The sequence below is a fragment of the Desulfovibrio subterraneus genome, assembly GCF_013340285.1.
Taxonomy (GTDB): domain Bacteria; phylum Desulfobacterota; class Desulfovibrionia; order Desulfovibrionales; family Desulfovibrionaceae; genus Halodesulfovibrio; species Halodesulfovibrio subterraneus.
The window spans coordinates 147,516-168,851 of the sequence record NZ_BLVO01000013.1 but is presented as its reverse complement, the minus strand read 5'-3'; the positions used below and the strand labels follow the sequence as shown (position 1 = coordinate 168,851).

At 58.8% G+C, this 21,336-nt stretch carries 20 protein-coding genes; 16 read left to right on the top strand and 4 right to left on the bottom strand.

The annotated features are described in order from the left end of the window. Window positions 1-26 precede the first annotated feature (26 nt). The 5 genes from HUV30_RS07670 (at window position 27) to HUV30_RS07650 (ending at window position 5,366) form a co-directional block, all read left to right on the top strand. Entirely contained in the window at window positions 27-1,037 is a 1,011-nt protein-coding gene (locus HUV30_RS07670; RefSeq protein WP_174404856.1) for an amino acid ABC transporter substrate-binding protein, read from the top strand. A gap of 142 nt (window positions 1,038-1,179) precedes the next feature. Further along, entirely contained in the window at window positions 1,180-2,556 is a 1,377-nt protein-coding gene (locus HUV30_RS07665; RefSeq protein ID WP_174404855.1) for an amino acid ABC transporter permease, read from the top strand. 2 nt (window positions 2,557-2,558) lie between these two features. Further along, window positions 2,559-3,647, top strand: a complete 1,089-nt coding sequence (locus tag HUV30_RS07660; RefSeq protein ID WP_174404854.1) for an amino acid ABC transporter permease — start codon at window positions 2,559-2,561, stop codon at window positions 3,645-3,647. Between the two features lie 9 nt (window positions 3,648-3,656). Further along, on the top strand, window positions 3,657-4,433 hold the full coding sequence (locus HUV30_RS07655; RefSeq protein WP_174404853.1) for an amino acid ABC transporter ATP-binding protein: 777 nt from the start codon (window positions 3,657-3,659) through the stop codon (window positions 4,431-4,433). 111 nt (window positions 4,434-4,544) lie between these two features. Next, window positions 4,545-5,366, top strand: coding sequence for a glycerophosphodiester phosphodiesterase (locus tag HUV30_RS07650; RefSeq protein WP_174404852.1), 822 nt, complete (start codon window positions 4,545-4,547; stop codon window positions 5,364-5,366). 130 nt (window positions 5,367-5,496) lie between these two features. On the opposite strand, the gene HUV30_RS07645 is transcribed toward HUV30_RS07650, so the two are convergent. Further along, window positions 5,497-5,943, bottom strand: coding sequence for an META domain-containing protein (locus HUV30_RS07645; RefSeq protein WP_174404851.1), 447 nt, complete (start codon window positions 5,941-5,943; stop codon window positions 5,497-5,499). A gap of 343 nt (window positions 5,944-6,286) precedes the next feature. Here HUV30_RS07645 and HUV30_RS07640 point away from each other — a divergent pair, with 343 nt between their 5' ends. From HUV30_RS07640 to HUV30_RS07620, 5 genes are read left to right on the top strand one after another with little or no spacing between them, the layout of a single operon-like run. Then, entirely contained in the window at window positions 6,287-7,126 is an 840-nt protein-coding gene (locus HUV30_RS07640) for a phosphate ABC transporter substrate-binding protein (RefSeq protein ID WP_174404850.1), read from the top strand. Window position 7,127: 1 nt separating this feature from the next. Continuing rightward, entirely contained in the window at window positions 7,128-7,985 is an 858-nt protein-coding gene (locus tag HUV30_RS07635; protein ID WP_174404849.1) for a PstC family ABC transporter permease, read from the top strand. Then, complete coding sequence (locus HUV30_RS07630) at window positions 7,982-8,872, top strand: ABC transporter permease subunit (RefSeq protein ID WP_174404848.1); 891 nt, start codon at window positions 7,982-7,984, stop codon at window positions 8,870-8,872. Before HUV30_RS07635 ends, HUV30_RS07630 begins: the two co-directional genes overlap by 4 nt. Next, the gene (locus HUV30_RS07625; RefSeq protein WP_243452109.1) at window positions 8,862-9,749 is read left to right on the top strand and encodes a phosphate ABC transporter ATP-binding protein; all 888 of its coding nucleotides are present in this window, start codon (window positions 8,862-8,864) and stop codon (window positions 9,747-9,749) included. Before HUV30_RS07630 ends, HUV30_RS07625 begins: the two co-directional genes overlap by 11 nt. Then, window positions 9,737-10,228 carry an HAD family hydrolase gene (locus HUV30_RS07620; protein ID WP_174404847.1) on the top strand — a complete coding sequence of 164 codons (492 nt, stop codon included), beginning with the start codon at window positions 9,737-9,739 and terminating at the stop codon, window positions 10,226-10,228. Before HUV30_RS07625 ends, HUV30_RS07620 begins: the two co-directional genes overlap by 13 nt. Before the next feature lie 148 nt (window positions 10,229-10,376). Here the strand turns inward: HUV30_RS07620 and HUV30_RS07615 are convergent, their stop codons facing one another. Further along, window positions 10,377-11,357 (bottom strand): tetratricopeptide repeat protein, encoded by a 981-nt coding sequence (locus tag HUV30_RS07615; protein WP_243452185.1) that lies wholly within the window; start codon window positions 11,355-11,357, stop codon window positions 10,377-10,379. A 279-nt stretch (window positions 11,358-11,636) separates the two neighbouring features. Between HUV30_RS07615 and HUV30_RS07610 the strand changes: the two genes are divergently transcribed. Both HUV30_RS07610 and HUV30_RS07605 read left to right on the top strand, forming a co-directional pair. Next, a complete protein-coding gene (locus HUV30_RS07610) occupies window positions 11,637-12,749 on the top strand; it encodes an efflux RND transporter periplasmic adaptor subunit (protein ID WP_174404845.1) in 1,113 nt (370 codons plus the stop codon). Then, window positions 12,739-16,104: an efflux RND transporter permease subunit gene (locus HUV30_RS07605; protein ID WP_243452108.1), complete on the top strand. Its 3,366-nt coding sequence runs from the start codon at window positions 12,739-12,741 to the stop codon at window positions 16,102-16,104. The genes HUV30_RS07610 and HUV30_RS07605 overlap by 11 nt, the downstream gene beginning before the upstream one ends. Window positions 16,105-16,337: 233 nt before the next feature. Here HUV30_RS07605 and HUV30_RS07600 read toward each other — a convergent pair whose 3' ends face one another. Both HUV30_RS07600 and HUV30_RS07595 read right to left on the bottom strand, forming a co-directional pair. Further along, window positions 16,338-16,802 (bottom strand): hypothetical protein, encoded by a 465-nt coding sequence (locus HUV30_RS07600; protein ID WP_174404844.1) that lies wholly within the window; start codon window positions 16,800-16,802, stop codon window positions 16,338-16,340. 204 nt (window positions 16,803-17,006) lie between these two features. Further along, a complete protein-coding gene (locus HUV30_RS07595; protein ID WP_174404843.1) occupies window positions 17,007-17,849 on the bottom strand; it encodes a sulfotransferase family 2 domain-containing protein in 843 nt (280 codons plus the stop codon). A 131-nt stretch (window positions 17,850-17,980) separates the two neighbouring features. On the opposite strand from HUV30_RS07595, the gene HUV30_RS07590 reads away from it, so the two are divergent. The 4 genes from HUV30_RS07590 to HUV30_RS07575 all read left to right on the top strand — a co-directional run bounded on the left by HUV30_RS07590 (window position 17,981) and on the right by HUV30_RS07575 (window position 21,183). Beyond that, window positions 17,981-18,895, top strand: a complete 915-nt coding sequence (locus HUV30_RS07590; protein ID WP_174404842.1) for a radical SAM/SPASM domain-containing protein — start codon at window positions 17,981-17,983, stop codon at window positions 18,893-18,895. Window positions 18,896-19,308: 413 nt separating this feature from the next. Further along, window positions 19,309-19,512 carry a hypothetical protein gene (locus HUV30_RS07585; protein WP_174404841.1) on the top strand — a complete coding sequence of 68 codons (204 nt, stop codon included), beginning with the start codon at window positions 19,309-19,311 and terminating at the stop codon, window positions 19,510-19,512. A gap of 450 nt (window positions 19,513-19,962) precedes the next feature. Then, entirely contained in the window at window positions 19,963-20,391 is a 429-nt protein-coding gene (locus tag HUV30_RS07580) for an RrF2 family transcriptional regulator (RefSeq protein ID WP_174404840.1), read from the top strand. 372 nt (window positions 20,392-20,763) lie between these two features. Then, window positions 20,764-21,183, top strand: a complete 420-nt coding sequence (locus HUV30_RS07575; protein WP_174404839.1) for an RrF2 family transcriptional regulator — start codon at window positions 20,764-20,766, stop codon at window positions 21,181-21,183. Window positions 21,184-21,336 lie beyond the last annotated feature (153 nt).

Below are 21,336 nucleotides of genomic sequence, written 5' to 3'. Positions count from 1 at the left end.
GTCTTCGGGGGTGTGAGGAGCTTGAAATGCGTTCTATTCTGGTTGCCCTTGCTGCGGCTGGCGTTCTGTTCGCCTCTTCCGCAGCGCAGGCCGGTACGCTGCAGGACGTGCAGGCGAACGGCTTTCTGAAATGCGGAACCCACATCGAGAACCCCGGGTTCTCCGCGCTGGACAGCAACGGACAGCGCTTCGGTTTTGACGTAGACTTCTGTCGCGCAGTAGGCGCTGCAGTGAACACGCCGGAAATCAAATATACCCCGCTCACCTCCAAGGAGCGTCTGCCCGCGCTGCAGTCCGGCGAGATCGACCTGCTTTCCCGCACCACCACCTACACCATGAGCCGCGATGCCAACCTCGGCCTCGATTTCACCAACATCACCCTCTATGACGGACAGGGCATGATGGTCCGCAAGTCCTCCGGCATCAAGAGCGCCAAGGAACTGGACGGCGCCACCATCTGCCTGCAGACCGGCTCCACCACCGAACTGAACATTTCCGACTACTTCCGCAAGAATGGCATGTCCTTCACCCCCGTGGTGTTCGACAAGCAGCCCGACGTTCGCGCTGCCTATGATGCAGGCCGCTGCGACGTACACACCACCGACGTTTCCGGCCTTGCCGCACAGCGCTCGCTCATGCAGAACCCTGATGACCATGTCATTCTGCCCGAACTCATCTCCAAGGAACCCCTTGGCCCCGTTGTGCGCCACGGCGACAATCAGTGGGCAGACGTTGTCCGCTGGACCGTGTGGCTGACCATGGCTGCCGAAGAATTCGGCATCACCGCCGACAACGTGGAAAAGATATACGCAGAGAGCACCGACCCCGAAGTGCAGCGTATGCTCGGCAAGACCGGCACACTGTGGCAGGACCTCGGCCTTGATCAGGGCGCTCCCGTCCGCGTGCTGAAGACCGTGGGCAACTACGGCCAGATCTTCGACCGCAACCTCGGCGCCAACACTCCTCTGCGCCTTGAACGCGGCCCCAACGAACAGTGGAACAAGGGCGGCCTGATCTACGTTCCTCCTTTCCGCTAGCCGTCATATGCGCCGCCCGTTACCATAACGGGCGGCGCCTTTCATACCTTCCCCCTTCAGGAACATCGTTTCTGAAGGGGCATTGCGTATCCTTCACGGTTACGGTTCGCCCCCGCGACCGCCACATTTTTCAGGAAATGACATGACTGAACACTCCGCCCCCCCGCGCGTACCATTCTGGCGCAGTCCCACAGGCAGAGCATGGGCTTTTCAGGCGGTCATGCTCGGCAGTTTTCTCTGGCTTGCCGTCAGCATGTACCGGAACACACTGGAAAACCTCAAAACGCGCGGCATAGGTTCGGGCTTCGGCTTTCTGCATTCCGAAGCCGGATTCCGCATAGGTGAGGCAACAGGCATTCCCCTGCCCCAAGGCGGCTTTCTGTATTTTCTCATAAGCCTCGCTGTCGGCCTGTTTCTTTCGCGCATACTTGCCCGCCACCTGAAGGCCCGCAACGAGGCACCGCTGGACACCGGATGGTTCGGCCTGTGCCTGCTGCTGAGCATCGGCCTGCCCGCCGCAACGCTCTATATCTTCCGCGACAGTGTGGAAATCGCTCACTACACGGAATCTTCCAGCTACATCATGGCGCTGGCAACCGGCCTTGCCAACACGCTGAAGGTGGCCGTGATAGGCTGTGTGGCTTCCACCTTTCTGGGGCTTTTCATCGCCCTTGGCAGACTGTCACCCAACTGGCTGCTCAGCCGCCTCTGCCGCTGGTATGTGGAACTCAACCGCAACCTGCCCGTGCTGATGCAGCTGTTCTTCTGGTATTTCGTGGTGTTTCAGGAGCTGCCCGGGGTCAAGCAGTCCATTGATCTTGGCGGGTGGATCATTCTGAACAAGCGCGGCCTGTTTCTACCCGGCCTTGTGCCCCAGCAGGGAGCATGGCTCTTCGTCGCCGCCCTCATCACCGCCCTGTGCGGATGCTGGCTGGTGCTGCGGCGCGCAAAGCGCATGCGCGATGAAACGGGCGAACCCGGCAAACGCCTTGTACCCTGCCTGCTGCTCATGCTCGGCCTGCCCTCGCTGGCATGGCTGGCAGGCGGAACGCCCTTTCTTCTGGATTTCCCTGTGCTCAAGGGCTTCAACTACTCTGGCGGCATGGGGCTCACCCCTGAATTCACGGCGCTGGTGGTGGGACTTACCGTCTACGTTTCCGCCTTCAACGCCGAGATCATCCGCTCCGGCATAGAGGCCGTATCCCGCGGCCAGCGGGAAGCCGCACGCGCCCTTGCCATGAACGAGCGGCAGGTCATGCGCATTGTCATTCTGCCGCAGGCCATGCGCGTTATCGTGCCCCCCATGACAAGTGAATACCTTGCCATCGCCAAGAACAGTTCGCTTGCCGTTGCCATAGGCTATCCGGAATTCGTGAGCGTGGGCGGCACCATTCTCAACCAGTCCGGTCAGGCGGTGGAAATCGTCGGGATATGGATGGGTGTTTACCTGTGCATTTCCCTGTGCATTTCGTTTGCCATGAACATGTACAATGCCCGCATAGCGCTGGTGGAGAGGTAGCCATGGTACACGATATTCCTGACAGACTTCCGCCTGCGGCAACCGTGGGCGTGTGGGGATGGGTTCGGGCCAACCTGCTCTGCCCGTGGTACAACGCCCTGCTCACGGCAGGTTCGCTCTATCTGATTTGGCGGGCAGTGGTCCCCTTCTGGAACTGGGCTGTGGTCAATGCCAGCATCTCGCTTGATCCTGCGGTCGCCAAGCAGCACTCCGGTGCGGCATGGGGCTTTCTGCGCGAGATGTGGCCCGTGTTCATAACCGGCATCTATCCGGCGGAAGAACGCTGGCGGCCTCTACTGGCCCTGTGTCTCGTCCTTGTCATGGTCGGGCTTACCCTGCTGCGCCCGCTCAGACGCGCCACATGGCTGCGGGCCGCATGGCTGGCAACACCCCTTCTCGTATTCGCCGTCATCAGGGGCGGCGGGTTCACCGGCCTGCCTGCGGTGGGTACCCATTACTGGGGCGGCCTGATGCTCACCATTCTGCTGGCCTCGGTCGCCATGATTGCCGCCTTTCCCATCAGCATTCTGCTGGCGCTGGGCCGCACATCGAACATGCCCATCGCCCGCCCCTTCTGCGTGGCTTACATAGAGCTTATCCGCGGGGTGCCGCTGATCACCATCCTGTTCATGGCCTCGGTGGTGCTGCCGCTGTTCCTGCCTTCCAACATGGAACTCGACAAGCTGCTGCGCGCCATGGTGGGCATCACCATGTTCTTCTCTGCCTACCTTGCAGAGAACATACGCGGCGGCCTGCAGGGCCTTTCTCGCGGGCAGTATGAAGCGGCAGACGCGCTGGGCATGAGCTACTGGCAGAAGATCCGCGTGGTCATTCTGCCGCAGGCGCTGCGCATCGTCATTCCGCCCATGGTGAACAACTTCATCGGCATTCTGAAGGATACCTCGCTCGTGGGCATAGTGGGTCTTGTGGACCTGCTGCAGATCGCCTTTGCCACTACCTCCAACCCCAAGTGGTTCGGCAGGCTGGAAGAGGCGTATGTCTTTATCGCCTTCTGGTACTGGGTGCTCTGCTTCGGGCTCTCCAGCTACAGCCAGCACCTTGAACGCAAGATTCCCTCCGCCGGAAAATAGAGGACTCACATGCACACCCAGACATATACGGCCACCCACCTCGGGGATGCTCCCGTGGTCATAGACATAAAGGGCCTGAACAAGTGGTACGGGCAGTTCCACGTGCTCAAGGACATCAACATGCAGGTCCGTAAGCAGGAAAAGGTGGTTATCTGCGGTCCTTCGGGCTCGGGCAAATCCACGCTCATCCGCACCATCAACCGGCTTGAGGAACATCAGGAAGGCGTGATCACCGTTGAAGGCACCCCGCTCACCAACGACGTGCGCCACATCGAGCGCATCCGCCGCGAAGTGGGCATGGTGTTCCAGCAGTTCAATCTGTTCCCGCACCTGACCATTCTGGAAAACGTGACCGCAGGCCCCATCCATGTCCGCAAGATGCCGAGAAAAGAGGCGGAGGCCATTGCCTACACCTACCTTGAACGCGTGGGCATAGGCGAGCAGGCACGCAAGTTCCCGGGGCAGCTTTCCGGGGGGCAGCAGCAGCGTGTGGCCATTGCCCGCGCCCTGGCCATGCAGCCCAAGGTAATGCTTTTTGACGAGCCCACCTCGGCCCTTGACCCCGAAATGATCAAGGAAGTGCTGGATGTCATGCGCGAACTTGCCGATCAGGGCATGACCATGATCTGTGTGACGCATGAAATGGGCTTTGCCCGTGAAGTGGCGGACACCATGGTCTTCATGGACAAGGGACAGATCGTGGAATACGCCACGGCAGAAGAATTCTTCACCGCTCCGAGGGAAGAACGCTGCCGCATGTTCCTCGACCAGATTCTGAATCATTAATACCGGCGGCCTGTGTGGCGACCAGTCTTCGACCGGCTGACACAGTCACCGGCGTGCAACATATATCAGACCGGGGCCGCCGCTACGGCAGTCCCTGACGGAGCATGAACCGTGCGTCTTTCTCTGGATACCGACAAACCGTTGATTTGGGGACACCGCGGCTGCCGCTCGCTGGCTCCCGAAAACACCATTGTTTCGCTGGAAACGGCACATGCCAAGGGCGCAGACGGCTGGGAGCTGGATGTTGTGCTCACCAAGGACGGCATTCCCGTGCTGCTGCACGACCTGAACCTGCTGCGCACCACCGATGCGGCGGGCCACGCGTTCTTCCGCAACAATCCGCCCGCGCTGCCGTGGCGGTTCACCCTTGAGGAACTGAGCGTGCTGAATGCGGGCATTTTCCCGCGCCGCCGCTGTGGCCGCAAGGATTCCGGAACGGACACCTCGTTCGGGGTGCAGCCCGTTCCTACACTGAAACAGGCTCTGCAGCGTTCCGCAGAGCTTGGCATGCTGGTGAACATTGAGATCAAGGATGTCTCCAAAGCCATGCCCGAGCAGCTTGCAAACACCATTGTCCGCAAAACGCTGGAAGTGGTTTTTGAACTGAAGATGGAGGAAGCGGTCATCATCTCTTCCTTCAATCCCGACTACGTTGCAGAGAGCAAGCGGCACGCCGAGCAGGTACTCACCGGCCTGCTCACCCCGCACGCCTTTACGGGCAATGCGGTTGAAGCCGTGCGGGCCCTTGGTGCCGATGCATGGCACCCCGGGCACAAACGCCTGACACAGGCAGCCATCGCTGCCGTCCGCAATGCCGGACTTGCGGTTAATCCGTACACGGTCAATGAGCCTGCCCGCATGCGGCAGCTCATGGAATGGGGTGTTACGGGCATTGTTACCGACAATCCGCAGGATGTGCCGCAGAGCGAATGACGGCTCTACAAGTTGCAGCAACCGCACGGACTGCAATGCCATCCTTCGCGATCACGAAGAACGATACAAAAAAGCCCCCGACTCCTTGGAATCGGGGGCTTTTCAAATGCCGTAAAAAATATCAGCTCACTTACGGGGCGGGTCGAAACTCCATGGTTCCGGCGCCGTCATCAAGGCCCAGGTACAGAACGCCATCCTCCACATAGAAGGTCGTGACAAACTGCAGATCGCGCTTGAAAACCAAATCCTGCGAATCCGGCGCGCACATCATCATGGTCGACATCATCATGCCGAACGACAGTGTGCCGTCCGAAAGTTTGTAGGTTCCGCCACCTCGGTTGCAGTCGAAACGGGCGGAAACACGTCCGTCTTCCAACGCTATGGTGTATCGCGCAGGCACTTCCGCCTCGATGGTTTCCATGGGCGTGGTGGTTGAAGACCACATCCATGTCGTTCCCATAATGGCCTTGGCAGAGGTCTGACGCGCAGGGCTTTTTGCATGCGCACCCGTTACGGGCAGGATACTCGCGCAGAACAGAAGCAGAGTAAGGGGCAGAATAAGGGGCAGATGTTTCATCTATGCATCCTCCGGATTGGGGGGGGTGACGGCAGACGCCTCCCCGTTGCGTCCGCCAGTGTGGGCCATTCATTACCCTGAACACGGCACAAAGCCAACCCCACGGCACTTTCGCAAACACAAGTAACTCCGACGCTGCCTGACCTCCTCTCTCTGAAGAAACGGGGGTTCCTCGCAAACGTAACGGCACACCAACTATTGATTATATAAATAGATAATGACTATTTCGATTTGATCATTCGATTTGCCGCATACCCCTCCACTGCCTATTGTCACCAAACTGTAACAATGCCGGACAGATCGAACACGCCGTCCGCAGTTCAACATCCCAAGGAGAATGCATATGTTTCGTGGTTTGCGCGTCCTTATGATTGTGTGCCTGACTATGGCCATGACCCTTTCCGTCTCCCTTGCCTCAGCGGCACCGCTCGACGCCTTCAAGGGCAAGCAGGGAACCGTTGATATTGCAGGCGGCACCGCCCACATTCCGGTAATGAAAGAAGCTGCAAAGCGCATCATGACCGTTAACCCAGACATCCGCATCAGCATTGCGGGCGGCGGTTCCGGTGTGGGCGTGCAGCAGGTGGGCGAAGGTCTGGTGCAGATCGGCAACACCGGTCGTGCTCTTTCTTCCGACGAAGTTGCCAAGTACGGCCTTGTGAGCTTTGCCTTTGCCATTGACGGCGTGGCCGTGGTCATCAACCCCGCCAACGGCGTCAACGCCCTGACCGCCGCACAGGTGAAGGACATTTACGCAGGCAAGATCACCAACTGGAAGGAACTGGGCGGCGAAGACCGTGCCATCAGCCTGTACACCCGCGACGAAGCCAGCGGCACCCGCGAAGTGTTCGCCAAGAAGCTGCTCGCCAAGGGTGACGTTGCTCCTTCCGCCAACGTGGTGCCCTCCAACGGTGCCATGAAGACTGCCGTGGCGCAGGACCCCGGTGCCATCGGCTACGTGGGCATCGGCCATATCGACAGCACCGTGAAGGCGCCCACCATGGACGGCATGACTCCCTCGCAGGAAAACGCCGCCAACGGCACCTACACCATCACCCGCAAGCTTTACATGAACACCAAGGGCGAGCCTGCCGGTGTAGTGAAAGACTTCATCGACTACGTGTTCACCCCCGAAGGTGCAGAGATCATCCGCGCCAGCGGCTATATTCCCGTAGCGAAGTAACATGCGATTCGACAGAAACCGGATAGCGGATGTAACGTTTGGTGCCAGCGCCCTTGTGACAGGGCTTGCCGTGGCGGCCATATTCGGTTTTCTGTTCCTTTTTGCCCTGCCCGTCTTCACAGGCGGGCAGGGTCTTTCCATTCTCAGCGGCGTGTGGAACCCCGGCCGCGGGCAGTTCGGCATTCTGCCCATGCTGGCGGCCTCGCTGTGCGTGGCGCTTTCCGCCCTTGCGCTGGGCTGGCCGCTGGCACTGGGCCTGTGCTGCGGCATACGCGGCTTTCTGCCCCGCCCCGTGGGCCGCTTGCTGCTCATGCTGCTGCGCGGCATGACCGCCTTTCCCACCGTGGTATACGGCTTTGCAGCCATATTCCTGCTGGTGCCTATCATGCGCGAAGGGCTCGGGCGCGGCTCGGGACTCAGCTGGGCAACGGCCGGTCTTGTACTCTCCCTTGTCATTCTGCCCACCATGGCGCTTGTCATGGATGCGGGCATGCGGCAGACGGAGCGCCGCCTGCGGCTGACCGGAGCCGCTCTCGGCTTTACCCGCGAGCAGACGCTCACGCACCTCGTGCTGCCCGCCTGCCGCAAGAACCTGCTTGCCGCTGCGGCACTGGGATTCGGGCGGGCCATCGGCGACACGCTCATCCCGCTTATGCTTGCGGGCAACGCCCCCCAGTGGCCTTCCGCCGCATGGGACAGCATCCGCACCCTTACGGCCCACATCGGCCTCGTGCTCGCCACAGACAGCAACAGCGCGGCATACGGTTCGGTCTTCGTTGCCGGCTGCCTGCTGCTGCTCGTCAACGTGACGGTGCAACTGTGCCTGCGCTCCCTTCTGCGTACCGGAGAAACAGCATGAGCAGACCTGCAACCTATTTCGTACGCACGGCAGTATGGGGAGCCGCACTCATAGTCCCCCTTGCTCTGGCCGCGCTGACCGGCGTGCTGGTCACCCGTGGTGCCGGAGCACTTGATGCAAATCTTTTCTTCGGCGGCGTTCCTGCCCTGCAGGCCATGACCGGCCGCATTCCCGTATGGGACGGCATATGGCCCGCATGCGCCGGAACCCTGTCGCTTCTCGGCCTCACCATGCTGCTTGCGCTGGGGCCGGGCATCGGTTGCGGCATCTACCTTGCCACCAGCACTGCATCGCGCACCAAAGCCGTGCTGGGATTCGCCGTGGACCTTCTGGCAGGCATTCCTTCCATCGTCATGGGGCTTTTCGGCTTTACCATGCTGCTCATGCTGCGCCGCACTATAGCCCCGAACGCGGGGGCATCACTGCTGCTGGCCGCCTGCTGTCTTGCCCTGCTGGTGCTGCCTGTTCTTGTTTCCACCACCCGGGCGGCGCTGGAATCACTGCCCCGACAGCTTCATCTTACCGGTGCTGCCATGGGGCTCGGCAAATGGCAGACCCTGCGACATATCTTGCTCCCATCCTCTGCACGGGGCATACTCGGCGGCATATTGCTCGCCGCAGGCCGCGCCGCAGAGGACACCGCCGTCATCATGCTGACCGGTGCGGTGGCAAACGCAGGCCTGCCCGCAGGCATTTTCTCGCGGTTCGAGGCACTCCCCTTCACCATCTTCTACCGCTCCTCGCAGTACCGTGATGCGCTGGAGCTTGAACAGGGCTTCGCCACCACGCTGGTACTGCTCGTGCTCTCGCTTTCCCTGCTTGCGGGAGCCTCAAAGCTGCAGCGGACTCTGGAACAACGCTGGCAGGGAATCCGTGATGATGACTGATACAATGCACACAAAACACGACAGCGTGGCAACGGCCTCACCCGATATGACATCAGGCACCGCATGCAGCGCAGAGTGCGGCTCTCTTTCCGGTGACAGCGCGCTGCCGCAGTCCGTGGCCGCCCGCCTCTGCGACCTGAACGTATTTTTCGGCAAACGGCAGGTGCTGAACGGCATCTCTTTTGAAGCGCACAACCATGCCGTGACCGTGCTCATAGGCCGCTCGGGGTCAGGCAAATCCACCCTGCTGCGCACCTTCAACCGGCTGAACGAATGCTTTGCAGGATGCAGAACATCCGGACATGCACAGGTACTGCTTGAAGGTACGCTTACCGACATCCATACCAGCTTCCCCGAACCTGCCACACTGCGCACCCGTGTGGGCATGGTATTCCAGACGCCGGACGTACTGCCCGTTTCCATCCGCCGCAACATGACCCTGCCCCTGCAGCATGCTCTCAGCCTCACGCCGCCTGTCGTTGCCGTGCGCGTGGAACGGGCGCTGCGTGATGCGGGCCTGTGGGACGAGGTGTACGACAGGCTGGATGCCCCGGCGGAAACACTCTCCGGCGGCCAGCAACAACGCCTCTGCCTTGCGCGGTCTCTGGCCATGCGCCCCGCCATGCTGCTGCTCGACGAGCCAACGGCATCGCTGGACAACGTCTCGTCCAGAACCATAGAAGCTCTGCTGGGGCAACTGAAAGACAGATATCCCGTCATCATGGTTTCCCACAGCCTCGGACAGGCACTGCGTCTTGCGGACAGGCTTGTCCTTATGGGGAGCGGCCGCATTCTCCGCTGCTGGGACAGACAGAACGGCCTGCCCGACATGGAAACACTGGAACTCATGCTGGAGGAAACCGCATGCTGCGAATAGATATTCCGGGAAGAGGCCCGCTCACCCTCTCCACCCTCATACTGGACTACAACGGCACGCTGGCAAAAGACGGTGCACTGCTGGAAGGCGTTGCCGAACGCCTGCAGGCACTCGGGCCATTGCTGCACATCATTGTGCTCACGGCAGATACCCACGGCACCGTTGCCCGCAATGTGCAGGGGCTGCCCGTTGAGGTGGTGGTTATCGGCGCAGCAAAGCCCGATTCCGTGAAGGAAAACGAAGATGAAGCCAAGCTGCGCGTGCTGACAGGCCAAGGGTGCGATACATGCGCCGCCTTCGGTAACGGCAGGAACGACAACCTCATGCTGGGCAAGGCTGCGCTCTCTGTGGCTGTGCTCGGAGACGAGGGCCTTTCCACGGCAGCACTGGGCGCGGCGCAGGTTGTTGTGAAGGATATCCGCGACGGATTGGATCTTCTGCTGAAAACGGACAGGCTGCGGGCCACCCTGCGGTTCTGACCGGCCAGAAAAGCCGCTCTTGCCAAGGCTGCCTGAGTAGAAAAAAGCCTGAATCAATAGTGCAGGCAGAATAGAATAAGCAAGGTAAGCAGACTAACCGGCGATGCGGGTAGTACGATTTACACAGGTAGGTCGGAATAAACGGAAATCAGCCCTTTTTGCGCTGCAACTTTGTCAGCAGCGTGCCTGCCTGCTCGAATTCCGGATTAATCTTCAGCGATTCCCTGAGATAGCGGCAGGAGCTTTCAAAATCCTCAAGGTACATGTAGGCCTTGGCAATATTGAAGCACAGGTTCTCGTCATCGGGTGACAGCTCCTGTGCCTGAAAATACATCTGCAGTGCGGACTGATAATCTCCGTCCTTGCGAAGACGCATGCCCACCTTGTTGTAAGGATTGACCGCGTTGGGGTCCAGACGGAGAATCTCGATGAAGAGGTCCTTCACCTCCTGATGCCTGTTCTGCTGCGCAAATATGTCTGCGGCACTCTTCAGGTACTCCCCGTACTTCTCCATATCCCCCTTGCCCTTGTAGGCATCTGCCATTCCCCGGTAGGCCTCCGCATACAGAGCATTCAACGCCAGCGCCTTGTTGAAGGCGATTATGGCCTTGCCGAACTTGCCTTCCATCAGCGCCCGCGTTCCCATGGAAAAATACCTGTCCGCCTCGTTTTCATGAGGCACAAGCTCGGCAAACTCGCTTATGGCCTCATCAAAACAGGCTGCGGAAACCAGTTCGCGGGCCATTGTCAGCTGTTCATTATCCAGAGGATTGATGCGGAAGGAATCAAGCGCCACGGAGATATGGCGCGAGATGGTATCCATGGAATAGGGACGGAGCACATAGCCCGCGCAACCGGCGCCGATGGCCTCCAGCACATCATTCTTGCGGTTGCACAGCGTGACCATGACGCTGGGGACGACCGTCTCCGGAAACATCTTGCGTGACGCGCGGATGAAATCATGCCCCGAACCGTCCGTCAGCGAGCTGCCCACAATGAGCAGATCAGGCGTGTTCCTGCCCAGATGTTCGTGGCCGAGCTCATGCGAGGTCAGGTGAGTAACATTGGTGTATCCCAGAGTCTTGAGCATCTTGCGGTCCACGGAAACATGCCGCTCATTCCCCGACATCACGAGAACACTTTCATTCCGGTACGGTACACATTTCTGCCTGGTACTCATATTCCCCCCGCGTTCACCATATGGGCAACGCATAGCGCAACGGTCATCACTCTGCAACCCCGCTAGAAATTTACCCTTTACGTCTGATCGCGAGCATCGTTCCGTTTCGGCTCCCGCATACGGAAGCAATCGCGCCACGCGCGGGCTATTCGCCCTTCTCAAAAAAATGGGGATACGCTATACAGGGTTAAAGCAGTAACACCGCAACACCCGCATTCCGGAGCACACATGTTCCCTCTTTCCATATTCAGAAAAAGCATCACAGGCATGGCGCTTGCCGCAGGCATTCACCTCTGTATTCCCTTTACGGCGCAGGCCGGACCGGAAACAGCCGTGGCCCGCGTGACCACGGTTACGGAAACCCAGCAGGCGGTGGGCACCATCCGGCCCCGCACGGAAACCCGCATAGAGGCGCAGATAACCGCCCGCATTCTTGAAATGCGCGTGCGCACCGGCAACAGGGTAAAAAAGGGTGAGGTGCTCGTCATTCTGGATACCCGCGAGCTGGAATCGCGCAGGCAGCAGGCACAGCAGGCCATAAGCTCCGCCAATGCGGCAACGCAGCAGGCGCGGCAGGCCAAGGCATCTGCACAGGCGGCGTTTACCAAGGTGGAAGCGCAGTACAAGCGCATACGGGCGCTATATGACACCAATGCCGTAGCCAAGAGCGAAATGGATCAGGCAGAAGCCGCCTACGCGCAGGCAGAAGCCAACCTCAGGCAGGCTTCGGAAGGAATTTCCGGCGCCATGGCCGCAGAAAGCCGCTCGCGCAACATGCTGGAAGAAGCGGGCATTGCCCTTGATTACGGCATAATCCGCGCCATCGACGATGGCGAGGTTGTCCGCCGCGAGGCCGAACCCGGCGATCTGGCCTTTCCCGGCAAACCGCTCCTCGTGCTGCAAACCGGCGGCTCATTGAGATTGGAGGCGCAGGTGCGCGAAGGCCTCATCCGGCAGGTACGCATTGGTACAAGACTGCAGGTAGCCATAGGAGATATTACCCTTGAGGGGGTTGTGGAGGAAGTTGTTCCCGCTGCCGACCCGCTGTCGCGCACATTTGAAGTGCGCATCGGCCTGCCCGCCGAAACCGGAGCCTATGCCACCTTCTATCCCGGCATGTTCGGCCGTGCGTTCATCCCCGTCGGGGAACGCAAGACCGTGCTTGTTCCCGCACGGGCCGTAACCCGCGTGGGCCAGCTTGAGTCAGTCACGATACTGAAGGGAGACGAGGCCACCTCCGTCTATGTCAAAACCGGCCTGCGGCACGGTGACGAAGTGGAGGTGCTCTCCGGCCTGAACGGCGGCGAAACGCTGATGCTGGAGCTTGGCAATGCACAATGATTCCGGCCTGCACAACGCAGACAATGCAACCCCGATGAAGAACGGGGAGCCCACGCCTTCGGGACAAACCAGACAGGCGGACCAGCCCGGACAGACAGGACATACCGGACAGGCAGGACATACCGAACAGCCAAAGACGGATGAAACCGACTCCGGCTTTATCATCAGCATTGTCGGGCAGTTTCTGAAGAACAAGAACTCCATTCTCTTTCTTATCTTTGCGCTGGCTCTCGGCGTGGGGGCCATTCTTGCCACCCCGAGGGAGGAAGAACCACAGATCATCGTTCCCATGGCCGACATCATGGTGCAGGTGCCTGGTGCCTCTGCGCAGGAAGTGGAAAAACTCGTATCCACACCGCTGGAACGACTGCTCTGGCAGATAGACGGGGTTGAATACGTCTATTCCATGTCCCGCAGGGATTCCTGCCTCGCCACGGTGCGCTTCCGCGTGGGCGAAGACAGGGAAAACGCGCTGGTGCGGCTGCATAACACCATCATGAAAAATCAGGACCTCGTTCCCTCGGTGGTGACGAGCTGGCTTGTCAAACCGGTGGAAATTGACGACGTACCCATCGTTACTCTGACCATCTACGCCGATGCTGCCAAGGGCTACGGGCCGCAGGATCTGCGCCGCATGGGAGAGGAGATGTTCCACCGGCTGGCGGAAGTGGAGAATGTTTCCCGCTGCACGCTGACCGGCGGCATGCCCAGAGAGATTCGTGTTTCCCTCTCCACCGAGGCGCTTGGCGCGTACCACGTTTCCTCGCTGGATGTGCGAACCGCCCTTTCCGGTGCCGATGCCTCGGTCACAGCAGGGAGCATGGACAGCCTGAACCGCACCTTCACCATTACCTCCGATTCCTTCCTCCGCAATACGGAAGAAGTGCGCTCGCTGGTGGTGGGCGCATATCAGGGACGCCCCGTCTACCTTGGCGATGTGGCCGAAGTTTCTGACACCGCACAGGAACCGCGCGATTACGTGCGAATGGGCTTTTCCGAAAGTTATACGAAAGAGGCAGGTCTGCCCGCCGCCATGGGGCAGGAATCCGTTCCGGCGGTAACGCTGGGCATATCCAAGAAAAAAGGCACCAACGCCGTTACCGTGGCGGAAGACGTGATCGCCACGGCAGACCGGCTGCAGAAGACCATTCTGCCGGACGGCGTGCACATACGGGTGACGCGCAACTATGGCGCAACAGCACAGGCCAAGGTGGATGACCTGCTCTCGTCGCTCGGCTTTGCCATTGTCACGGTGGTGGTTCTGCTCGCCTTCACGCTGGGCAGGCGCGAAGCGCTGGTGGTGGCCGTGGCCGTACCTGTCAGCTTTGCGCTGGCGCTGGCCGTCAACTGGTTCGCAGGGTACACCATAAACCGCGTCACACTGTTCGCGCTCATCCTCTCTCTCGGCCTTGTGGTGGATGACCCCATCACCAACGTGGACAACATCCAGCGCCACATCCGAGCCGGAAAACTGCCGCCCCTGCCCGCCACCCTGCGCGGCGTGCGCGAGGTGCTGCCGCCGGTCATCATGTCTACGCTCGCCATTATCGTATGCTTCACGCCCATGTTCTTCATCACGGGCATGATGGGTCCCTACATGGCCCCCATGGCCATCAATGTGCCGCTGACTGTCATATTCTCCACGGTCTGCGCGCTCACCGTGGTGCCATGGCTCAGTTACCTTCTGCTCAGAAAAAGAGCCGGAGAAGCTGTGCAGGGCGATGTAACGCCCGCATGGGTCACCAACGGCTACAAGCGCTGCATTGAACCATTCCTCGATTCCCGCCCTGCCCGCCTGTGGCTCATGGGCGCGACCGGACTGCTGTTTGTTTTCAGCATCGCGCTTGCGGCAGGCCGCTATGTGCCGCTGAAGATGCTGCCCTTTGACAACCGCAACGAACTGCAGATTGTGCTCGACCTGCCGGAAGGCTCCAGTGTGGAAGCTACAGACCGCGCCATACGGGAGATGGAAGCCTATCTGCGCACCTTGCCCGACATAACGGACTTCACCACCTACGCGGGCACGGCCTCGCCCATGGATTTCAACGGCATGGTGCGCCACTACTACCTGCGCGGCAATCCCAATCAGGCGGACATACGCATCAATCTGACAGACAAATCCGGGCGCGATGTGCAGAGCCACGCCCTTGCCCTTGGCATGCGCGACGACCTGCAGGCCATTGCAGACAGGCACGGCGCACGGCTCAAGCTGGTGGAAACGCCCCCCGGCCCCCCTGTCATTTCCACCATCACCGCAGAGATATACGGCTCGCCCGACCGCACAACGGAACAGCTGATCGCAGCAGCCAGGCACGTGCAGGGCATCATGCGCACGGAACCGGGACTCACGGACATAGACGCCTCCTTTGAAGCGCCGCGGCAACGGCTCAATTTCACGGTGGACCGTGAAAAGGCCGCCCTGCACGACATCTCCGCCCGCGATATTACTGATACGCTGCTTATGGCCGTGGGCGGCATACGCCCCGCCACGCTGCACCTGCCGGACGAACGCCAGCCCCTGCCCATTCATGTGATGCTGCCTCGGGACCAGCGTTCTTCCGCTGCCATGCTGGAAGAGATTCCACTCAAATCCTCATCCGGCCACATGGTGCCGCTGGGAGAACTCGGCACCTTCCGGTTTGTGGATGAAGACCAGCCCATCTATCACAAGAACCTGAAACGGGTGGTCTATGTGTACGGAGAAATGGCCGGACGCGCCCCTGCCGAGGCCATATTGGACATGTCGTCCGCGTTGCGGGACAACCCGCTGCCACCGTCAACGTCCGTGGACTGGGCCGGTGAAGGGGAATGGAAGATCACGCTGGATGTTTTCCGCGATCTGGGCATTGCCTTTGGCGTCGCACTGCTGGGCATTTATCTGCTGCTGGTGGTACAGACGGATTCCTTCGGCCTGCCGCTGCTGATCATGGCGGCCATTCCGCTCACCCTTATCGGCATCATGCCTGGCTTCTGGCTGCTCAACCTGCTGTTCAGCAATACCGTGGGCAACTATGATGATCCGGTCTTCTTCACGGCAACCAGCATGATCGGCATGATCGCACTGGGCGGCATTGTCATACGCAATTCACTGGTGCTCATAGAATTCATTCAGGAAGCCATGAAGCAGGGCATGCCCCTGCGCGATGCCGTGCTGCAAAGCGGGGCCACAAGGCTGCGCCCCATTCTGCTCACGGCGGCAACCACGGCACTGGGCGCGTGGCCCATAACGCTGGACCCCATATTCTCAGGACTAGCCTATGCGCTCATCTTCGGGCTGTTTGCATCCACCCTGTTCACACTGCTCATCATACCGGTGGCCTATCATCAGCTCACCGCACGCGACAGCGCATCATAACAGCACATACAAAACGGGCCCGAGGGCCCGTTTTCAGACTGCTGACAACGTTATTTCTGGTATTTTTTGGCTCCGCCGGGCAGGAACCTAACGTTCCTGCACCTCGTATACGCGATGAGAATCCATTTTGAGACTGCAGTTCCGGCTTAACGGAATTATGGGTTTACTGAAAACGAGGGTTTGTCATTACCCTGATAACAGCACATAAAAAACGGGCCCAAAGGGACCCGTTTTCATTCTTCATCCACACTGACTGTCGTGAGATCCAACAATCCCTCAAGAACCAGCAAGGCTCCGAGCGAATAGGGTATGCAGTCTGCGGACTCGGCAAAACAGACAGTGGAACTGTCTCCCGTAAAAGGTGGGCCACCCTGCTCCGCATCCTGTTGCGCGGCCTGCTCTGTGCCATATTCCATAACTAGGTGTGCCGCCTGTAGAATGCAGGCCAGTTCAGCCTCGGCCTGCCCCGTGACCGTTCCGTTGCACAGCACCGGCAGCGCCCTGTCCTGTCCGGCCACGGCGCGTGGAAAACGGAACGGCAAGGTATCTATCTGACTGGTGGCCGCAGCCAGCAGACGGGCCTTGAGGCCTGCATCCAGCGTTTTCCAGACACGGTGTGCCACGGCCCAGCCTTTCAGCACGGCATCCGCCTGTTCCACCGTGGCATACGCATTGCCCAGTTCCGATACTATTCCCACGTTGCCCCCCGCGGAATATCAAACAGCTGTTACATTGTCAGACTGCGTACAATCCCTGCATCCTTGTAAGATACCTCTGCCCACACACTCCAAACATACTCCCCGAACATACGGTCTGAAATACGATCAGCACACAAGCTCGTACACATTCAGAAAGAAAATACAGTCGTTGCCCCCCGGCAATCACGTCCCATCAGTGCAGCCCTATTTAGGCAGAATGACCGGCCCTTTCTGCTCACCCACCAGTTCGGCGGAAATGGCACTGCACATCTTCTGGTATTTGGCGTTGATCAGCTCGAATTCCCGAACCTTGAGCGAGAAAAGACGTCCCAGCGCGGTCACCCGCCTTTCAAACAGATCACGGGCAAAGGCATAGAGCTGTACATCTGCCGCGTTCAATTCGCGGGCCAGCTCCAAATCGTCTTCGCTCACCGTCTCACGGCTTTGCGGAGCAAGCACATTGCGCTTTTCATAGCACAGTGATTTCAGGCCGAGAAAATCCCCGAGCAGCAGAAGGCTCTCGTCAAAGCGTTCCTGAATCCCCACAAAACCGAACACATGCTCCAGATTATATCTGGCTTTTTCAAACGCCTCATCAGGAAAAGCCGCAAGATCGAAATCCATACCCGTATAGAAACGGGTCATGAAATTTTTGCCCCGGTATTTGAGGCGCGGGTCCATGCCGGTCAGATACTCGCGGAAGGTAACGTTGCCACTGTTGAGAAAGACATACATATGATTGTCCGGCCACGACTTGAGGAACTGATATTCCGACACCAGACGCGCCACAGGCTCCCGCAGAAAGGTGAAGACGGACACAGCACGCGAATAGATGCGGGGCGGGTCATACTGCTCCAGAAACAGGTGTCCCTGAATGAGCCGGACGGCATCAAGTCGCGCGGCCTCTATCTCGCGGAATTCGCGATACTCCTGTTCCGAATAGACGGTGAGTATCTCATCCCTGCCGAAAGTATCGCGCAGAATGGCATTGAGAGTGGTTCCGGCCGTTCGTGGCAGGTGGAGGAAAAAATAGGGGTTGGCTGTCATGGCAGATGCGCTCCGGCATGGTACGTGCTAGCATCCTGCCGAGGGGCCTGCACGTCAAATATTAAACATAGTTATATGTACTTGCTCCGACAACATCGCGCAAGCACTACCGATTTAGCAACGGGAAATACATGCCGGACCATATTTCCATACTCAATGTAGAGTTCAACTCCTCCTGCAATTTACGCTGCAGGTGGTGCGCGCTTGACCATACCAGACCGCGCGGCGTCATGACTTCGGCAACGCTGGAGACTCTTCTTGCTCAGCTCTCAGAGGGCGCCCTGCCTTCTCTCACCTGCCTGGACCTGCATAACGGAGGAGAAACACTGCTTCATCCTGATCTGCCGGGCATGCTCAGCACGCTGAGCACATGGAAACCATCCCTGCTGCGGGCCAATCCCGGCTTGCGCATCCGCCTGCTCACCAACGGCATGCTGCTGACTGAACGCAAAGCACGGCAGATAATTGACAGCCGCGCTGTGGACTGTCTCCGCTTCAGCGTTGACGGAGGGTCGCCCGAGCAATACGAACTCATCCGGCGCGGTGCCAAATGGCACACGCTGCAACGAAACGTGCTCAAGTTCACGGAACATAACCGCAACAGCGACCACCCCATCCGGACCGAGGCAATCTGCATGGTTGCGGAGGGACACGACATTCCCTTCTCCCCCTCTTTCACCGAGCTTCTTGCCCTGTTCGACAAGATATCATTACGGCATCCGCACAACTGGGACGGCAGCGCCGAACTCAACGTGGACGACAGCAGTTATCGCAGAATTGCAGAAGAACATACGGGCGAATGCTGCTTTCTTCTGGAACGCAACATGGTGGTGCTGCCAGACGGACAGGTAACCGTGTGCTGCAACGACCTGAATGCGCGCGGAGTGATCGGCAGCATCCACGAACACACCATCCGCGAAATTGCCCTTTCCCATATCCGCCGGGAAATGCGAGAAGCCATGCTGCAAGGCAGGCGGAAAGACATTCCATTGTGCCGCAATTGCACCGGATTCTATCGCCCGAGCCCGACCAAGAAAAACTCATAATACACTGTTATAATTAATCAACATCCACACTGCGAAACTAGAAAGCTCAATTATTTTCTAAATTCATACCTTTTTTGTAGGATTATCTTGCCTAAAGCATACAAAAACAGTATGAATTAGCCACAGGGAAACGCTGCGGCATTTCTGAAAAAAAAGCCACCACTGAAGCCAACCTTGCGAATCTGTCTTATACTCTGTGCAAGACGGGTACACATAAAGGTCTTCCGGAAACCGCCGCTTCTCTGCCCGCAAAACAATGTGCTGCGTCTATTGCTGAAAACCCCTACGGGGTAGAAGTATGACACGATGCAGATGTGCATGTGCAGCGGGGAAACGTGCACCGTTAATTCCTACCTGATTGGTAGGAGATGTATAGTGAGCGGTTTCAAAACCTTTAGTGAAGGAGGCTGGCCATGACAGCGCTGGGGCACAAGACACAGGACGAGTCCAACAAGCCTATGAACTGGGATATGTGGACATGTTTCAACAAGAAGCGCTGGGAACAGCGCGCCAAGGAACGTGCGGCAGCACCCAAGCCCGCAGAGTCCGAAGCACAGGAAGAAAGCAACCGTCCCATGGATTGGGACATGTGGAAGCCCTTCCGCAAGAAGCATTGATGTATTTCGTCCGGCTCTGATTCCGCACCACGGCGCGTGGCACGACGGTTCCCGACCCTGCGCCGGTCGCGCGACGAATCTGGCAAGCGTGCGGACCTCTTTGGCCGGACACGCAGCTGGCGCTGGCACGCTGCTGCAACAACCACGCATTTGAACGTATCTACCTTCTCCCGCTGTGCCATGGCATGAAGGCACGGCAAGCAAGGCAGAGGATCTTTTCAGATTGTATCGAGCGGGTGAAACGGGATGCATATCTTCCTTCACAAGGGCATCCCGTTTCATCGGCCCGGTTCAGCTCCCGCAGAGACGCACCAGGCTCAAAGTACCCTTACGGGGCATGCAAGGGGTTCGTTCCTTGACGCTTCGCTGGCCGTCATGTAGGGATAGCGTCATACGTGTGAATTCTGTGCCGCCTATGGCACGTCAACGTCTCACCGCAAACACGCATACATGAAATTATCCGCACGCACACGCTACGCCGCCCGACTTCTCCTGGACCTTGCCCAGCACGGCAATAGTGAGAACCCAGTCACTACCACGACTCTTTCCGAAGTATCCGGCATATCGGTGCAATTCATTGAACAGATCCTGAAGCCTTTAAAAAAGGCCGGTCTCGTTTCCAGCGTCCGTGGTGCAACAGGCGGCCACATGCTTACTCGTAGTCCGGAAGAAATAAGCATAGGCGACGTCATCCGCATCATGGAAGGCGGGGTGGAACTCACCCACTGCTGTCAGGACGACATAGCCAAGGAATGCCCGCGTACGGAACGCTGCCTTACCCGGGTTGTCTGGCTCCGCGCCTCGCGCGCCCTTGAGAAGGAACTGGATTCCATTTCCCTCAAGGATCTCATAGACGGCGTCGTCACCCTCTCCGAATAATCCGCCTTTCCCCAAGGGGCAGCCTTTGTCCCCCCTTCCCATCGTCACAGTCCGGCCCAGCCGCTGTGCCGAATCTATGCGTGTGCACTCTTGTCGCCGCCACAGTTTGAGCGATCAATCATAGCTCATTATTTATACACAACCCACAATTATCCGAAATAGCGTGTCTTTTTTCCAGAGGGACCCGCTTGACACATATTTCACTTTGCATTAATCCTGACTTCAACAATCCAGATCATTTTAATCGGAATTAAATCATTCCCAGATTAGATTAATACAGAACTGAGTGATCGGGATTAACAAGGGCAGCACGAACCTTCCACCCACGGCAAGGTCCGCAAGCCCACAATGAACCTCTTCCTGGAGAAGCCCATGAGAATTTCCACCACCGCGCATTACGCTTCCCGCCTTCTGGCCCAGCTTGCCATGCATGATGCCGACAAGCCCGTTCCGGCTGCAGCGCTGTCCGGCAGCACGGGAATCTCCGTTAAGTTCATCGAAAAGATCATCCGGCCCCTCAAGACTGCCGGCTTTGTCCGCAGCGTCCGCGGGGCCTCCGGCGGCCACATGCTCTGCATCCGTCCGGAAGATGTGACTCTCGGCCAAGTGCTCCGTGTCATGGAAGGCGGCGTACAGCCTCCCCAATGCTGCCCCGACGACCAGTGCGGCGAGCACGACTGCGCAGCACGCACCGCGTGGAACAGCGTGACCAGAGCGCTGGAACAGACTCTCGAATCCATCACCCTTGCGGATCTGATGAAGGAAAACATCAACTCCTATACCTGCCAGTAGCAAGCACGTTGCGGGCATACATGCCTGCCACTGTTTTACGCAGGCCAGGCTCACCTTCGCAAACGCAATCGGAATCAGGAGCAGATAAGCAACTTTGTGCCCTGCCCCGGGCAGGAACAGGATTTCTTGTGCCCCGCAAGAGGGGGGCGGTGC

Bases quoted from the DNA above. Each gene is read 5' to 3' on its own strand.
- HUV30_RS07660 (WP_174404854.1), top strand. From the start codon at position 2,559: ATGGTACACGATATTCCTGACAGACTTCCGCCTGCGGCAACCGTGGGC.
- HUV30_RS07655 (WP_174404853.1), top strand. From the start codon at position 3,657: ATGCACACCCAGACATATACGGCCACCCACCTCGGGGATGCTCCCGTG.
- HUV30_RS07585 (WP_174404841.1), top strand. From the start codon at position 19,309: ATGACAGCGCTGGGGCACAAGACACAGGACGAGTCCAACAAGCCTATG.
- HUV30_RS07625 (WP_243452109.1), top strand. From the start codon at position 8,862: ATGATGACTGATACAATGCACACAAAACACGACAGCGTGGCAACGGCC.
- HUV30_RS07620 (WP_174404847.1), top strand. From the start codon at position 9,737: ATGCTGCGAATAGATATTCCGGGAAGAGGCCCGCTCACCCTCTCCACC.
- HUV30_RS07630 (WP_174404848.1), top strand. From the start codon at position 7,982: ATGAGCAGACCTGCAACCTATTTCGTACGCACGGCAGTATGGGGAGCC.
- HUV30_RS07610 (WP_174404845.1), top strand. From the start codon at position 11,637: ATGTTCCCTCTTTCCATATTCAGAAAAAGCATCACAGGCATGGCGCTT.
- HUV30_RS07590 (WP_174404842.1), top strand. From the start codon at position 17,981: ATGCCGGACCATATTTCCATACTCAATGTAGAGTTCAACTCCTCCTGC.
- HUV30_RS07595 (WP_174404843.1), bottom strand. From the start codon at position 17,849: ATGACAGCCAACCCCTATTTTTTCCTCCACCTGCCACGAACGGCCGGA.
- HUV30_RS07645 (WP_174404851.1), bottom strand. From the start codon at position 5,943: ATGAAACATCTGCCCCTTATTCTGCCCCTTACTCTGCTTCTGTTCTGC.
- HUV30_RS07575 (WP_174404839.1), top strand. From the start codon at position 20,764: ATGAGAATTTCCACCACCGCGCATTACGCTTCCCGCCTTCTGGCCCAG.
- HUV30_RS07615 (WP_243452185.1), bottom strand. From the start codon at position 11,357: ATGTCGGGGAATGAGCGGCATGTTTCCGTGGACCGCAAGATGCTCAAG.
- HUV30_RS07665 (WP_174404855.1), top strand. From the start codon at position 1,180: ATGACTGAACACTCCGCCCCCCCGCGCGTACCATTCTGGCGCAGTCCC.
- HUV30_RS07640 (WP_174404850.1), top strand. From the start codon at position 6,287: ATGTTTCGTGGTTTGCGCGTCCTTATGATTGTGTGCCTGACTATGGCC.
- HUV30_RS07670 (WP_174404856.1), top strand. From the start codon at position 27: ATGCGTTCTATTCTGGTTGCCCTTGCTGCGGCTGGCGTTCTGTTCGCC.
- HUV30_RS07580 (WP_174404840.1), top strand. From the start codon at position 19,963: ATGAAATTATCCGCACGCACACGCTACGCCGCCCGACTTCTCCTGGAC.
- HUV30_RS07635 (WP_174404849.1), top strand. From the start codon at position 7,128: ATGCGATTCGACAGAAACCGGATAGCGGATGTAACGTTTGGTGCCAGC.
- HUV30_RS07605 (WP_243452108.1), top strand. From the start codon at position 12,739: ATGCACAATGATTCCGGCCTGCACAACGCAGACAATGCAACCCCGATG.